Source organism: Luteibacter sp. (genome assembly GCF_036500425.1).
Taxonomy (GTDB): Bacteria; Pseudomonadota; Gammaproteobacteria; order Xanthomonadales; family Rhodanobacteraceae; genus Luteibacter.
Window position 1 is genome coordinate 145,344 of sequence record NZ_DASYCB010000020.1, and the last position, 13,759, is coordinate 159,102.

General features: G+C 64.2%; 12 protein-coding genes. 3 read left to right on the top strand and 9 right to left on the bottom strand.

The features are described 5' to 3' along the window. Nucleotides 1-112: 112 nt before the first annotated feature. The 4 genes from VGN46_RS04915 to VGN46_RS04930 all read right to left on the bottom strand — a co-directional run bounded on the left by VGN46_RS04915 (nucleotide 113) and on the right by VGN46_RS04930 (nucleotide 6,947). Nucleotides 113-1,633, bottom strand: a complete 1,521-nt coding sequence (locus VGN46_RS04915; RefSeq protein WP_331641236.1) for a tryptophan halogenase family protein — start codon at nucleotides 1,631-1,633, stop codon at nucleotides 113-115. Between the two features lie 109 nt (nucleotides 1,634-1,742). Next, complete coding sequence (locus VGN46_RS04920; RefSeq protein ID WP_331641238.1) at nucleotides 1,743-4,766, bottom strand: TonB-dependent receptor; 3,024 nt, start codon at nucleotides 4,764-4,766, stop codon at nucleotides 1,743-1,745. A 231-nt stretch (nucleotides 4,767-4,997) separates the two neighbouring features. Beyond that, the gene (locus tag VGN46_RS04925) at nucleotides 4,998-6,020 is read right to left on the bottom strand and encodes a LacI family DNA-binding transcriptional regulator (RefSeq protein ID WP_331641240.1); all 1,023 of its coding nucleotides are present in this window, start codon (nucleotides 6,018-6,020) and stop codon (nucleotides 4,998-5,000) included. A gap of 345 nt (nucleotides 6,021-6,365) precedes the next feature. Continuing rightward, nucleotides 6,366-6,947, bottom strand: a complete 582-nt coding sequence (locus tag VGN46_RS04930; protein ID WP_331641242.1) for a TetR/AcrR family transcriptional regulator — start codon at nucleotides 6,945-6,947, stop codon at nucleotides 6,366-6,368. 92 nt (nucleotides 6,948-7,039) lie between these two features. Between VGN46_RS04930 and VGN46_RS04935 the strand changes: the two genes are divergently transcribed. Continuing rightward, the gene (locus VGN46_RS04935; protein WP_331641244.1) at nucleotides 7,040-8,227 is read left to right on the top strand and encodes an MFS transporter; all 1,188 of its coding nucleotides are present in this window, start codon (nucleotides 7,040-7,042) and stop codon (nucleotides 8,225-8,227) included. Between the two features lie 18 nt (nucleotides 8,228-8,245). On the opposite strand, the gene VGN46_RS04940 is transcribed toward VGN46_RS04935, so the two are convergent. Genes VGN46_RS04940 through VGN46_RS04960 form a run of 5 tightly spaced genes read right to left on the bottom strand, consistent with a single transcriptional unit; the run spans nucleotide 8,246 to nucleotide 12,152 of the window. Next, complete coding sequence (locus VGN46_RS04940) at nucleotides 8,246-9,172, bottom strand: M14 family metallocarboxypeptidase (protein WP_331641246.1); 927 nt, start codon at nucleotides 9,170-9,172, stop codon at nucleotides 8,246-8,248. Nucleotides 9,173-9,224: 52 nt separating this feature from the next. Then, nucleotides 9,225-9,971, bottom strand: coding sequence for a GNAT family N-acetyltransferase (locus tag VGN46_RS04945; protein WP_331641248.1), 747 nt, complete (start codon nucleotides 9,969-9,971; stop codon nucleotides 9,225-9,227). A gap of 16 nt (nucleotides 9,972-9,987) precedes the next feature. Further along, nucleotides 9,988-11,616, bottom strand: a complete 1,629-nt coding sequence (locus VGN46_RS04950; RefSeq protein ID WP_331641250.1) for a PepSY-associated TM helix domain-containing protein — start codon at nucleotides 11,614-11,616, stop codon at nucleotides 9,988-9,990. Nucleotides 11,617-11,619: 3 nt separating this feature from the next. Continuing rightward, nucleotides 11,620-11,883, bottom strand: coding sequence for a hypothetical protein (locus VGN46_RS04955; protein WP_331641252.1), 264 nt, complete (start codon nucleotides 11,881-11,883; stop codon nucleotides 11,620-11,622). Further along, the gene (locus VGN46_RS04960) at nucleotides 11,883-12,152 is read right to left on the bottom strand and encodes a hypothetical protein (protein WP_331641254.1); all 270 of its coding nucleotides are present in this window, start codon (nucleotides 12,150-12,152) and stop codon (nucleotides 11,883-11,885) included. The genes VGN46_RS04955 and VGN46_RS04960 overlap by 1 nt, the downstream gene beginning before the upstream one ends. Before the next feature lie 355 nt (nucleotides 12,153-12,507). On the opposite strand from VGN46_RS04960, the gene VGN46_RS04965 reads away from it, so the two are divergent. Both VGN46_RS04965 and rsmG read left to right on the top strand, forming a co-directional pair. Then, complete coding sequence (locus tag VGN46_RS04965) at nucleotides 12,508-12,942, top strand: hypothetical protein (RefSeq protein ID WP_331641256.1); 435 nt, start codon at nucleotides 12,508-12,510, stop codon at nucleotides 12,940-12,942. A gap of 136 nt (nucleotides 12,943-13,078) precedes the next feature. Continuing rightward, nucleotides 13,079-13,708 carry a 16S rRNA (guanine(527)-N(7))-methyltransferase RsmG gene (gene rsmG, locus VGN46_RS04970; protein ID WP_331641258.1) on the top strand — a complete coding sequence of 210 codons (630 nt, stop codon included), beginning with the start codon at nucleotides 13,079-13,081 and terminating at the stop codon, nucleotides 13,706-13,708. Nucleotides 13,709-13,759: the final 51 nt, after the last annotated feature.

Genomic DNA, 13,759 nt, shown 5'->3' on the forward strand with positions numbered 1-13,759 from the left:
GCGCCTGCGTAAACGTTTACGTCGCGAGGCCAGAATAAGGCCCCTGGGGGGCCTTCGTCGAAGCCAAAACCATACGGGGAGCCACCCCCGCTGTCCATGGCGAATCCCCTGGTCATACCGTGACCTGAGGGGCGGGGCATTCCCGTGCGATGAACTGCTCGTGGGCCGGCATGAGATCGACGTTCTTCGCGACGACCTCACGCACGCCGGCGAGGAACCGTAGGAGATCTTCCTCCGGCATCTGGTCCACCAAGGGGTGGTAGCCGGTCGGCATGATCCCCTGGCCGATCATGACCTGGACCCAGCTGACCACCGCGAACATCTCTTCGGCATTGCGGAAAAAGCGGCCGCTATGGCGAAACAGGTCAATGTTCGCCTGCAGGGACCCGGGGATCGGCATATTCCGGCAGTGGTTCCAGAACGGCGTGTCGTCGCGCTCGGTTGCCTTGTAGTGCAGAACGAGGAAGTCGCGGATGCGCTCAGCCTCAAAACGGGCCTGTTCGTTGTAGCGTTCCACGAGGACCGGATCGATATCGCCGGTCGCTGGCAATAGCTGCAGCAGGCGTGAAATGCCCGACTGGATCATATGGATCGACGTGGATTCCAGTGGCTCCATGAAGCCGCTGGCGAGCCCCAGCGAGACGACGTTACCGATCCACGGCTTGCGCCGCACGCCGGTTACGAAACGCAGGGGCTTGGGATCCGCGAGCGCGGGGCCATCCAGGTTGCCGAGCACCGTCGCCGCCGCCTCATCGTCGCTGATGTACTGGCTGGAATACACATAACCATTGCCCGTACGGTGCTGCAGCGGAATACGCCACTGCCAGCCGGCACCGCGTGCCGTGCAGCGTGTGTAAGGCGTGGGCGGGCCCACTTTCGCGCACGGCACGGCCATGGCGCGATCGCACGGTAGCCACTGACTCCAGTCCTCGTAGCCGGACTTGCAGGTGCCCTCGATGAGCAAGCCGCGGAAGCCAGTGCAATCGATGAACAGATCACCGGCCACCCGTTCACCACTTTCCAGGCGAACCGCGGTGACATGCCCATTCTCGGGGTTCGTTTCCACCTCACGCACCTTGCCTTCGATGCGCTGGATCCCGCGCTCTTCCGCGAACGCGCGCAGAAACCGCGCATAGAGCGCAGCATCGAAGTGGTATGCGTACGCGATGCTGCCGAGCGGATTGCTCGCGGGTACATCGACCGGTGCCGGCATGAACTTGCCACGCATGGCGGCCACCGTATTGACCGAATAGTCGAGCAGGTCGCCTGCCTTGCCTAGCAGGCGCCCCTTGATCCAGTACTGATGGAACGGCAGCAGGCCGACATCGTGGCCCATCGTGCCAAACCCGTGGACGTAACTGTCACCCACACGCCGCCAGTCGCGGAACTCGATGCCGAGCTTGAACGTGCCCTGGGTGCGGGCGACGAACTGGGCCTCGTTCAGACCAAGCAGCTGGTTGAACGCCTTGATGTGCGGAACGGTGGCTTCACCCACCCCCACGATGCCGATCTCATCGGATTCGACGAGACGAATACGGGCTTGCCGGTTCAGTGTGCGCGCAAAAGCGGACGCGGCCATCCAGCCCGCCGTGCCGCCGCCGACAATGACGATGTCAATGTTGCCGTTGCTCATGGGCGTGAACCACCAGGCCAGGAATAGAAAGGCGCCCGCGGGGAGACTCGCGGGCGCGAAGAGGTGCATCCGGTCATGCCAGCCGGATGCACCCGTACCACGTACGCGTTTAGAACTTGAAGCCGGCGGTGATCTTGGCCGTGCGCGGCACACCGGTGATGTTGCCGTTCTTGTTGTAGACGACCGGTGCGCCCACGGCGCCTGCACCCGAGTTGGAGGTGTAGTCCGCGAAGTTCTTCCAGTTGAACACGTTGAGCAGGTCGATACGAAGGTAGAACTTGGTCTGGTCGTTTGCGTCGACCACAAAGTCCTTCGTGGCCTGCAGGTCGATCTCGCGGTAGCCCCAGATCTTGCCACCCACCAGGAATTTCGACGCGGCCGGCACGGCGGCGATCGGATGCGACGACTCACCCTGCGAGTAGTAGCACCCCGTACCGCAGCTTTCGAAGCCGTTCCAGGGCAGCGGCGTCGCGATGATCAGCTTGCCTGAGAAGGTGAAGCCCCACGGGCCATCCAGCGAGCCGGTCGCCACGAAACGATGTTTCGCGGCCGCGTTCGAAGTGATGAACGGATAGTTGCTGATCGAGCCGTAGTCGAACGAGTAGTGCTCGTTGATATCGCGGTTCTGCTTGGCGTGGCTGTAGGTGTACGCGAAGTTCGCGCTCCAGCCGGAGTCGCGGGTGTACGGCTTGTCGGCGGACAGCAGCACCTGGGTGGTAGCGGTACGGATACCGTTATCACCGCGGATCATCGAGCCGAAGCCCGGGATACCGTTGTTCCAGGGTTGGCTACCGTTCTGGAAGAACGAGCCATCCGGGTAGCGGTTACCCAGGGTGAACGCGAAGCCGTCATACGACAGCACGCGGGTCACCGTCGCGTCGGTGTTCCAGTCACCCAGCTTGTTCGACATACCGATGCTGAACTGGTCCGAGTACGGTGCCTTCAGATCGTTGTTGAGGATGTCGACTTCCTGGCCCAGATTCGTGCCATTCACCAGGCCCTGGAGGACCGGCAAGCCGTTCATGTAAGCCGGATCCCACGCGAAGCAGCTGTTCACGCCCGGCACGCAGGGATGGCTGGCCGTGTTGATGTTGATCTGCTGGTACGGGAGCGCCGACTTGGTCTGCTCGAGCTGCAGGTAATCGTAGAGGTTGCGGTCATACGAACGGCCGGCGCCACCATGGATCACATGCTCTTCGTCAGCGAACAAGTCATACGAGAAGCCGAGGCGCGGCGCCCACTGGTTCTGGGCGTGGCGGTTCTTGCCGTTGCTGATGTAGTCCTGGGTGTTGATGCCGCCCTTCGCCAGGGTTTGCGCGTAGGTCTGGCCCGGGAACAGGGCCTGGGCGTTCGGATCGAGCGAGTTAAACGCGTTGACGACGCTTTCCGGCGTGACCCAGTCGAGGTACGACGGCGTCTTTTCCTTATCCCAGCGCACGCCGAGGTTCAGGGTCAGGTGATCATTCACCGACCAGTCGTCCTGAAGGTACGCGCCGTACTGCTTGTCGTTCGTTTCGGAGACCGAGTTGAGGCCGGCGACGGGGTTAGAGAACTGAATCTTGTACGGGATCGCCTCGGTACCGGTATCGTCCACGCTGTAGGTGTACTGCGGATTCACGTTCTGGGCGTCCTGCGCGTGCAGGGTCACTTCCTTGTACTTCCAGCCCATCTTCAGCACGTGGTCGCCGTACCAGGTCAGGTCGTTGAAGGTGAAGTCGTCCGAGATCATCGGACCTTCCTGGCCCTTGATCTGCGTGGCCAGCGGCGACGCGGCGCCGATACCGATAATCGTGGCGTCGTTCGCCGGCTTGTACGTGTAATTGAGGCCGTTGGCGTAGTTGACCGGCAACGGATCGTTCGACGAGTTCTCGTACGAAGCCTTGAACTCGTTGAAGTACCAGTCGCCACTATGCTGCCAGCGGAAGGTGCCGCGAGTGTCGTGGTTCTCGGTAAAGATGGACTGCGAGACCGACTGGCCCTGGCCGATGTTGTCGGCCTGGGTTTCGCGACGGACCTGCGTGCTGATCTCGATGCGGTCGCGGTCGGTGAATTCCCAGTCGATCTTGCCGAAGTACAGCTTCTCGTCGAACGGCAGGCTCGCGGAACCGAACGCATTCTGTGCAGCGGTCGGCAGCAGGCCGATCGCACTGGCCGGTGCGTCGGAGCCCGGGCTCACGGTGATCGGCGTATCGAACTTCTTCTGCTCAAACGTCACGAAGAAGTGCATCTGGTCCTTGATGATCGGGCCGCCCAGCGCGAAGCCGTATTCCTTCTCGAACGAGCGCGCCTTGTCGCCATCCTCTTCAGCCGGCGTGCGGCTGCGGTATTTGTCCGAGGTGTAGGTATCGAACACTTCGCCGTGGAACTCGTTCGTGCCGGACTTGGTCTCGGCGGTAATCGCCGCCGACGACACCTGGTCGTACTCGGCCTTGTAGTTCGAGGTAATGACCTTGTACTCGCCGATCGCGAGCTGCGGGAACGGGTTGCCCTGGCTGTTGACCTGCCCGGACACGCCGCCTTCTTTCACGTAACTCTTCTGGCCCACGCCGTCGATGAAGACATTGACCGAGCTATCGTTCTGCGCGCCGCCGCGCAGCGAGGTGTGGCCCTGCGCGTCCACGCTGAAGACCATGCCCGGCACGGTATCGGCGAACTCGAGGAAGTTGCGCGAGACCTGCGGGATGGTCTGGATCTGGCGCAGCGAAATGGTCTTGGCCACTTCCGGCGTCTTCACCTCGGTCAGGGTCGAGGCGCTGACGGTGACCCCTTCCATCGCGGTGGCGTTCGCCGCACTAGCCGCGGGTGCTGCCGCCGCTGCGGCGGTCAGGTTCAACGTGGCCGTGGACGCGACAGTCAGCGTCACGTTCTGCTGGGTGCCCGGGCCTGCGTCGACCTGGTAAGTCGCGGCCGGCAGGCCGTTGATGATGTACGAGCCATCCGCGCCTGCGGTGGCCTTGCGCGACAGGCCCGTCTGCGGGTTGAACGCGGTGACCTGCGTACCCGGCGCGGCCTTGCCCTTCAGTGTCGCGGTGACGGTCTGCGCCAGCGTGGCGGTCGGTGCAACGACCGCGGCGATGCTGGCGGCGATCACGCCGCACAGCAGTTTCTTCTTCATCTGCTTCGAAGCTTTCATGGTACCCCTCTCTCCCAATCCTGTTCTGTGTGTATGACCCGGTCCGGCAGGGCATGGGTACGACGGTCGACCTGGTGGTCGTGTCGCGGTGGTCTACGCCACTCTGCAAAGGCGATCTGCCACGTACCCCCGCCCGTCCCGCATGCGGACCGGATGGTTCTCGCTATCCATCAATGACGCCGTCCAGGGATCCAGCCACGGCCCGGCAAGCCGCGTAGTGCCGACGACGGCTTAGTGCCGCCGCCCTGCCTTGTCGCTGGCGCCACAGGAGGCGCGTACGACGAGTTCGGTGCTGACGACGACGCGCGGTTCGGGCGCGGCATCCTCGGGTGCTTCGATCATTCGGCCCAGGCGGTCCATCGCCGCCTCGCCCAGCTCGGCGATGCGCACGCGCACCGTGGTCAGTGGCGGCGTGACGTAACGCGCCATCGGGATATCGTCGAAGCCGGTGACGGCGATCTCGTCGGGCACGCGTACGCCGGCGTCGGCGAGCGCGGAAAGCGCGCCGATCGCCATCATGTCGTTCGCGGCGAAGATGGCATCGGGACGCGGCGACATCGCCAGCGCTTCCTTCGCCATCCGGTAACCGGATTCTTCGGTGAAATCGCCCTGCAGCACTACGGCGGTATCGCCCAGGCCCGCAGCGGCGAGGCCTTCGCGGTAACCGCGGCAGCGTTCTTCGACGTCGTGGTTCACCGCGGGACCCGCGATGAACACGATGCGCTTGCGGCCGCTGGCGAGCAGGTGTTCGACCATGACCTTCGCGCCGCCGAAATCATCGACATCGAGGGCCGCATGGCGCTCGGAACGCACATGGCTGTTGATCAGCACGGTCGGCAGCACGATCGGCAGGTTCTCATCGAGGAACGCGGCGTCTGCATGCGGGGACATCACCAGCAGGCCATCGACGCGACCCTGCATGGCGCGCAGCGCGATCGCGGCTTCGGTGGCATCGCCATGCGAGCTGGAGACCAGCAGGTAGAGGCCGCGGGCCCGTGCGGCCAGGTCGATGCCGCGGATCAATTCGGAGAAGAACGCACCATGTAGGTCGGGCAGCAAAGCGCCGATCGTCTGGGTGCGGCGGGTGATCAGGCTGCGCGCCGCGCTATGCGGTACGTAACGCAGGCGCGTGGCCACTTCGCGGATGCGCTTTTGCGTTTCCGCGGTCACCCCGCCATGCCCATTTAGTGCTCGCGAAACGGAGGCCACCGATACGTTGGCCATCCTCGCGACGTCTTTGATAGTCACACTCACGTGGTCTTCGCCCTACGTCCCCGGCCCCACCGGGGTTCGACGGCGCGGAACGTAAACGTTTTCATCATCCGTGTAAAGTCTGTTAAATCAAGGGCTTGTTGCAGTGCACGAGTAAACGTTATTACGTGCAATACCACTTGATATGGCTATGTAAAAAAGTATTTAGATTCGCAGGGTTGGGTGGTCTTGCCCGCGCTTTTGCGGCGCAGCACGAATCTTTGCGATTCCTTCACCTTTTTGAATGGCTGCCACGGCTAGTAAGTGCCGTGCCGAGGCGCCTTCTGGAGGGTCGTCGTACCCCCTACGGTAGGGGCTTGCTCTCGAACACCGCCTTGCGGTCCGAGCTCAGCCCTGCCGTTCGATCAAGTCATCCAGCCAGCGACTGACGTCTGCGGCGGAAGGCGTCTTCGCCGCAAAAAGCAGGTGATACATCATCGGCGCGACGATGCCATCGATGACCGCGGCGGTCGCCAGCGGCCGCTCACCGCGTGCCAGGGCGCGTTCGTGGATCATGTCGATCTGGGTCGTGCAATAGAGCAGGCACTTACCGGTGTTTTCCGCGCGCGCCACGCTGAGCACGTCGCGCAGCATGGTCCGGCCGGGGGCGGAGGACATCTCATCCCGGTACTGCTCAAGCCATAGGGCCAGATCGCCGCGGTATGTTCCGGTGTCGACCGGTGCGCCTTCCGGCCGAAGCTGTTCCACGGCGACGTCCGCCAGGAGCTGGGAAAGATCGCCCCAGCGCCGGTAGATCGTCGAGGGAGTCACGCCGGCGCGTGTCGCGATGGCCGGCACGGTGACGGATTCGCGCGGGCCTTCGGCCAGTAGTTCGCGAACCGCCTGATGGATAGCGGCCTGCACGCGTGCGCTGCGGCCGCCCGGTCGGGGGCCGGTGGCGCGGGGGCTCGGGGGTGCAATGTCATTCATGGCTGCCTATCATACTCCTAAACGCTAAATAGTTGCTTTAGTGCCGGAGCGGCGTAGACTAACGCGCATTCTTTGCTTTTAGGCAGACGCCCATGAGCGCCCCCGCTATCCACCGGCCGCTGGCCGTGCATACCTTCACCCTGATCAGCTTTGTCGCGGCGTCCACGGCACCGACCCCGCTCTATCGGCTCTACCAGGCGGCATGGCACTTCACGCCGACCCTGCTCACCGTGATCTTCGCGGTGTACGCGTTCGCGTTGCTGCTCGCCCTGCTGGTTGCGGGTCGCCTCTCTGATCATCTCGGCCGGCGTCCTGTGATCGCGGCGGCGATCATCCTCGACGTCCTCGCCATGCTGGTGTTCTTCAGCGCGGATAGCCCGACATGGCTTGTGGTCGCGCGTACGCTGCAAGGCGTGGCGACGGGCGTGGGTATGTCGACGCTGGCCGCGGCGCTCCTCGATCTCGACCGCCAGCGCGGCGCCACGGTGAACAGTCTCGCCCCCTTGATCGGCCTGGCGGCGGGTGCGCTGGGCAGCACTGCGCTCGTGGTGCTCGCGCCTGCGCCGCTGCAAACCGTTTACCTCGTCGTGGGGGGCTTGCTGCTGCTCGCCCTGGCGTTGACGCGGGCCACGCCGGAGACGGCGGCGAGCAAGGCGGGCGCGTGGGCAAGTCTTCGCCCGCACATGGCGGTACCGGAGCGCGCCCGCCCCGCCCTGGTGGCGGTGACGCCGTTGAACGTCGCGCTGTGGATGTTGGGTGGCTTTTATCTTTCGCTGATGCCATCGCTAGTCGCCAAGACGACGCACTCGGCGTCGCCATGGATCGGTGGCCTCGTGGTCACAGCATTGATGCTTAGTGGCGCGGTCGCCGTGCTGCAGGGCCTTCGTCACCCGGCGATCCGCTCGTTAAAGCGCGGCGCCCTCTTGCTCGCAGGCGGCCTGGTGCTTGTCCTGGTTGGCGCGGCGCTCGGCTCCGGTGGATTCCTGATCGGCGCGTCCGTGGTTGCCGGTGCGGGCTTCGGTGCCTCATTCCTCGGCGCGGTGCGTAGCGTGCTGCCGTTGGCCGAGCCGCATGAGCGGAGCCGGCTGATGGCCGCCTTCTACATCCAGAGCTACCTCGCCTTCAGCCTGCCGACCATCGCCGTGGGTTATATCGCGCAGCACTACGGCTTGCTCACCGCGATCAATCTCTACGGCGGCATCATCATCGCGTTGAGCCTTGCCGCGCTGGCGTGGATCGCCGCGCGTGCGCACCATGTGCACGCGCCGGCCATGCCTTGATCGACTGACGCGCCTCGCTTAGCCAGCGGGATGCGCGAGCGCGTAATCGATCGACGCACGGACCGCCGCGACCTGCGCGTCGTTGCATTCCTTCGGCGTCGCCCGCGGGCTATCCGGATACACCTCGGTGGTGGTGCAGTAACGCGCCGGCGTGATCCCGGCGCAGAGGCCGAGCGATTTCAGCGCGTACTCGATGACGCCGTGCGCTACCTCGGGTGAACCGATGATTTCGCCGTTCGCATCGGCGGGTGCGATATGGGTGACCTTAGCCACCGCCTCGATCACCGCTTTCTGGAAGGCCGGTTGCGGCTTGTCGGCGTCGTCGACCAGATAGAAGCCATCCGGTACTTCGCCGGGTTCGTAGTCCTTGCCGTCGCGAGCCGACAATGCGGGGCGAAACTCGGATTCATCGGTGTCGGTGGTCTCGTGCAGGTCGATGTGCATCAGGACCTTGTCGCCAAGCGGCGCAAGCAGGCGCACGAGCGCGGCGGATTCAGCGGCCGGGCTACCTTCGCGGAAGTTGCGGTTCGGATCGATCGCGTCGAAGTTCCAGCGGTGGATGCGCTCGTAGGCCCAGGGGCTCACGCAGGGTACGACCAGCACGTTCGCGTGGCCGACATAGTCGTTACCGTGCTCGCGCAGGAACTGCAGTGCGCCGTGTACGCCGCTGGTTTCGTAACCATGCACGCCGCCGGTTACCACCATCACGGGAAGATCGTCGCGCCAGGCGCGCGTGCGTAATGCATAGAACGCATAGCGTTCACCGGCGTACTCGACATCGCCGTACGTCTCGACATCGTACGAGGCCTTCAGCGGCTCGATCGCTGCAAGCACTTCATCGGCGTAGCTACGTCGTTTCACCTGCGTCGCACGCCACGCATCGATCTCGGCGGGGCCCCAGGGCTGGCCGAGAGTACCGATGGGATAAGGCGTGGTGTGCGTCATGGCGTTGGCTTCGAGGATTACGGGAACCTCGATTGTATACGCCGGGCGCGGCTCAGTTGCCGTGCAATGGCCTACCCGTGGTGGCGTCGGTCGAATCCGCGCGGGTGATCTGATTGAGCATGAAGATACGGCTCAGGCGGAAGCCGAGCCGTTCATACAGCGCAATCGCCGAGTGGTTGCCACCGAACACATGCAGGAACGGGATCTCACCGCGGCGTTCGATATCGGTGCGCACCACGTTGATCAGCAAGGCGGCAAGGCCCTTGCCACGCCACGCCGGGTCGACGCATACCGCGCTCACTTCCGTGTAGCCCGGCACGCGCATCCGCTCGCCGGCCATGGCGATGAGCTTGCCGTTGTCGCGGATGCCGATGTATCGGCCCATCACGTGGGTGCGGCGGACAAAAGGGCCGGGTTGGGTGAGTTGCGTCAGCGCGATCATCTCGTCGACATCGTCATCGCCGAGATCAAGGAAGTCGGCGTCGAAGCCGGCTTGCTCCAGGTGTGCGTCGGCGACCATCTGGTGCACGGCGCCCAGCGTCGTCGAACGCAGGATCGGCGGCACAGCCACGGGTTCGCGCGAAAGCACGGCGGCGACCTCACCGGGTCGCATCAGCCCATGCAGGGCTTCGAACGCGGCGGGGAGCTCATCCGCCACGGCGGCGAACGGCGCGACATCCGGTTGATAGCGCCGGGCCAGCACATCGGCGTCGCCAAGATGTGCCTGCCGGGTGCCCAGGGCCGTCCAGATCGGGGTGGAAAGCTCGCCATGGGGTTCGTTGCCAGGGTCGCCCACCATCCACCTCCTCGATCAGTTAGCCATCATGCACAGGTGTCGTCGAAGCGGCCACCCGCGGTGCGTTTGCCGCCCATACGCTACACGGATCGCCGGCCACCGCGCGACGGCGCGTGGCGACCGCCAGCCAGCCGAAACCGGCACCCATCGCGATCGCGACCAGGTCGACACCGAGCACATCGTAGCGACCCTCGGCTACCGTGCGGGCGAGACGATCGCCATGCAAGGCCATGTCGAGCAGGCCGACCGCGACCGAGGCCGCTGCCGTGGCCCAGAGCAGATCCACCGCTGCCCTGGCCGGGCGCCGCCAGAAGGTCCAGGCAATCGCGGCGAAGAAGGTGATGAAGCACACCGGCTGGACCACGTGCGTCGGCTCGGCCCCGACATAGGGGGCCAGGTGGTTGGCGATGAAGGTCACCGAGATGGCCAGGCAGCTGCCGAGGCATACGCCGACCGTCGCGGTGGCCATGGCGCGCACTTTCAGCGGTTGATCCGCCTGACGGCGTTTGCGCCGGGTTTCGATGTAGAGCAGGTTGCCCGAATAAAACAGGAAGGCACCGGCCAGGCCCAGGATGAAATACAGCCAGCGCAGCGACAGGCTGCCGAAGGTGCCGAAGTGCAGGCCGAAGATCGCCGAGTACGTCGCATGGTTTGCATCACGCACACCGGTGAGCTGCATGTGCGTGACCCGGCCAGTGCTGGCATCGAGCGCGACCATGCCGTACTCGCCCAGGGTCTTCGTCGACGTGCCGCGTACTTCGGCCGCCGCACCGGGTTGGCCGTAGTGCACGTAACGCATGTAATCAGGCTCGAAGTTGGCAGCGCCTGCCTCCAGGGCCGCCTTGCGCGCCAGAGCGCCTAGCGCCGCAGGCGGCAGCATGGTGACGTTCATTTCCGCATCAGCCTTGGGCGCGGTCGCGGACATCGTCGCGGTATCCGGCAATGCACTGGTCATGCGCTCAAACGCGCTCATCAGCTTGCCGTCGAAGATCACGGTGTTGAACGCCATCAGCGCGACCAGGGTCAGGCACAGCAAGGCGCCGGTGACCGCGAAGATGATATGGAAAGGCAGGCTGAGGATGCCGATCACGTTATGCGCGTCCTGCCACAACCGCTTCAGGTTATGGCCCGGGCGCAGCGCGAAAAGTTCACGCACCAGGTTGGGTAGGTGGATCAGCACGCCGGTCAGCAATGCCAGCCCATAGATGATGCTGACGATACCCATGAGGTAAATGCCGATCTCGGGAATACCGAGGTCGTAGTGCAACTCATAGACGAAATCCGCGAGGCCATGCTCGTGGTCCTCCGCATCGTGGGCACCGGGATCATCGATCGCCTGGGTCATCCACGTGCCGTCCTTCTCCATCCAGTACGCCGCCACCTCGTGCGAGGGATGGCCCGCCGCATAGGTCACGCCGATCGATTCGCGCGCCGCCGGATGCTTCGCCACGATGTCGGCCATCATCGCGCCCGCCTGGTCCATCACGCGCGCATCGGCCAGCTCGGCCTTCGGCAGTGCCCAGATATCGATCGGATCGTGGAACATGGTGATCGCGCCGGCGTAGAACGCGATGAACAGTGCAAAGCCGGCGAGCAGGCCGGTCCAGGTGTGCACGGTGGTGAAGGTGCGGATCGTGCTGGACTTCATGGCTCAGATACCGGGCAGGGTGTGCTTGGCGAGGAACAGCGCGGCGAACGCGCCCACGTTGGCGATGGCCAGCCAGGCCCAGGCACGGACCCCGGTGCGGAACATATAGGTCGCCGCGATGACCACCGTCCACAACGGGAAAAACGCCACGAACCAGGGGATGAGTACCGATTCGGTCGGGCCGGGCCACAGGTACGCCGCTAGCCCGACGATGGCCATGCACAGCGGCAAGCCCAGCAGGATCCCGGCGAAGGTCTTGGCGAGCATCAACGTGCCTTCTTGTAGGCAATCGGCTTGAGCAGCCAGACCACGTAGGGGAATACCACGGCACCGAGCATCAGCGCGGTCAGCGTTGAGAAAATTCCCGGAAGGGTCGTTTCGCCGACCACCCAGCAAGCCAGCGCCAACGCCGAGAGGACGCTCGCCGCCACCTTGCCGCCACGGCCCAAAGGCCGCGCCAGCACGCGCTGGTTACGGGAAGAGAGGTAGGCAAGCGCCATGGCGACGAACGCCACCAGGCAGCCAAGGACGTTCATGGGCGCGGCCGATCGTGAGTGATTGATAATTGTTATCATTTACACGCAGCGGGTCAAACCCGACCCACGCCATATCCCACCGGCCGCCTTTCCCGGATCCCCCCATGCCCTCTTCTGACCGGCTCACCCCGGCACTACGCCGCGGCACGTGTAGGAGCGCGCTTGCGCGCGACCCCTCTTCGCCCCAGTGCTCAAGTTTTGACCAACCCAACCGCTAACTGAATATGGGGGTTTGGTAAAACTAGCGTTAACCCCACTCGTTAGATTAGAGTTAACCCCTCGACCGATCAGCGTGGTGCGTCATCTCGTTGCACCACGAGACAGGAACAAAGCGTAACTATCTGAAGTAACAGCCATGTTGACCATCGCCCTCCTCAGCACCGTCCTTGTCGCCAGCGTCCTCGCGGTCGCCTCGTTCAAACGCGTGCCGGAAAACCAGGTCTACAGCGTGCGCCGCTTCGGTCGTACCCCCGCTCTCCTGCCGGCCGGCACCCACGTGATGCTGCCGTTGCTCGATCGCATCACCCACAAGATCGACCTCGGCGGCCAGGTGCTGCATTTCGAGGGTGGCACCGTCTACTGGCAGGTGCTGGAGCCGGAAGCGGCCGATCCGGTGATCGAAGAAGCCCCGGAACTCATTCGCAGCAACGTCGTGGCCGCGCTGCGTGATGCCTCGACGGCACACGCCGCGGACCGCCGCATGGTAGGTACCCAGCTCAAGCACGCCGTGAACGGCTCGCTGCGTTCGCGCGGCATGCTGATCACCCGCGTTGAGCTCGACGCCGCATAAGAAGAGAAAGCGTGTGTGCGTTTAAGAGGCGACGGAAACGTCGCCTTTTTTTATGTGCCGGTTCTCTGGGCGCGAACCGTGGTGCAGGCCAGTGCTTACGGCGATAATTCCCACTTTCACGACGATTCCCAACGCAATGACCGCACGCGACGACCTCAAATCCCTGCTCGAGCGCGGCATTGCCAAGCTGGACGTGTCCTTGCCTGAGGGCGCCGTTGAGCGTTTGCTCGACTACCGTGAGCTGCTCGAGCGCTGGAATTCGGCTTACAACCTGACCGCGATCCGCGAGGACCGCGCCCAGGTGAACCTGCACCTGCTCGATTCGCTGGCCATCCTTCCCTATGTGCACGGCCGTTCGCTGGCGGACCTGGGCACCGGCCCGGGGTTGCCTGGCATTCCGTTGGCGCTGGCCGAACCGGCCCGCGAAGTGCTGATGGTGGATTCGAACGGGAAGAAAGTGCGCTTTCTGCGCGAGGCCATCCGTTCGCTGAAGCTAGGTAATGCCAAGGCGTTGCAGAGCCGCGTGGAGGAGGTCGAAGGGACCTTTGAATGCATCACCGCGCGTGCCTTTGCCTCATTGGCGGATATGCTGGGCTGGGGTGGGCATCTGCTCGCGCCGGGCGGGACGTGGCTGGCGATGAAAGGGAAGCATCCGGAGGATGAGCTGGCTGGGGTGCCGGCAGGGTTCTCGGTGGAGAAGATCCACACCTTGTCGGTCCCTGGGGTTGAGGGGGAGCGGCATCTGGTGGTGATTCGGCGGGATTGAGCGGCGGCGCAGGTCCGATCGCGCGCGAGCGCGCTCCTACAAAGGACCGCA

Excerpts from the sequence above, each read along its gene's own strand:
- VGN46_RS04930 (WP_331641242.1), bottom strand. The coding sequence starts at position 6,947 with ATGAATGACATTGCACCCCCGAGCCCCCGCGCCACCGGCCCCCGACCG.
- VGN46_RS04945 (WP_331641248.1), bottom strand. The coding sequence starts at position 9,971 with ATGGTGGGCGACCCTGGCAACGAACCCCATGGCGAGCTTTCCACCCCG.
- VGN46_RS04955 (WP_331641252.1), bottom strand. The coding sequence starts at position 11,883 with ATGCTCGCCAAGACCTTCGCCGGGATCCTGCTGGGCTTGCCGCTGTGC.
- VGN46_RS04960 (WP_331641254.1), bottom strand. The coding sequence starts at position 12,152 with ATGAACGTCCTTGGCTGCCTGGTGGCGTTCGTCGCCATGGCGCTTGCC.
- VGN46_RS04920 (WP_331641238.1), bottom strand. The coding sequence starts at position 4,766 with ATGAAAGCTTCGAAGCAGATGAAGAAGAAACTGCTGTGCGGCGTGATC.
- VGN46_RS04950 (WP_331641250.1), bottom strand. The coding sequence starts at position 11,616 with ATGAAGTCCAGCACGATCCGCACCTTCACCACCGTGCACACCTGGACC.
- VGN46_RS04940 (WP_331641246.1), bottom strand. The coding sequence starts at position 9,172 with ATGACGCACACCACGCCTTATCCCATCGGTACTCTCGGCCAGCCCTGG.
- rsmG (WP_331641258.1), top strand. The coding sequence starts at position 13,079 with ATGACCGCACGCGACGACCTCAAATCCCTGCTCGAGCGCGGCATTGCC.
- VGN46_RS04915 (WP_331641236.1), bottom strand. The coding sequence starts at position 1,633 with ATGAGCAACGGCAACATTGACATCGTCATTGTCGGCGGCGGCACGGCG.
- VGN46_RS04935 (WP_331641244.1), top strand. The coding sequence starts at position 7,040 with ATGAGCGCCCCCGCTATCCACCGGCCGCTGGCCGTGCATACCTTCACC.
- VGN46_RS04965 (WP_331641256.1), top strand. The coding sequence starts at position 12,508 with ATGTTGACCATCGCCCTCCTCAGCACCGTCCTTGTCGCCAGCGTCCTC.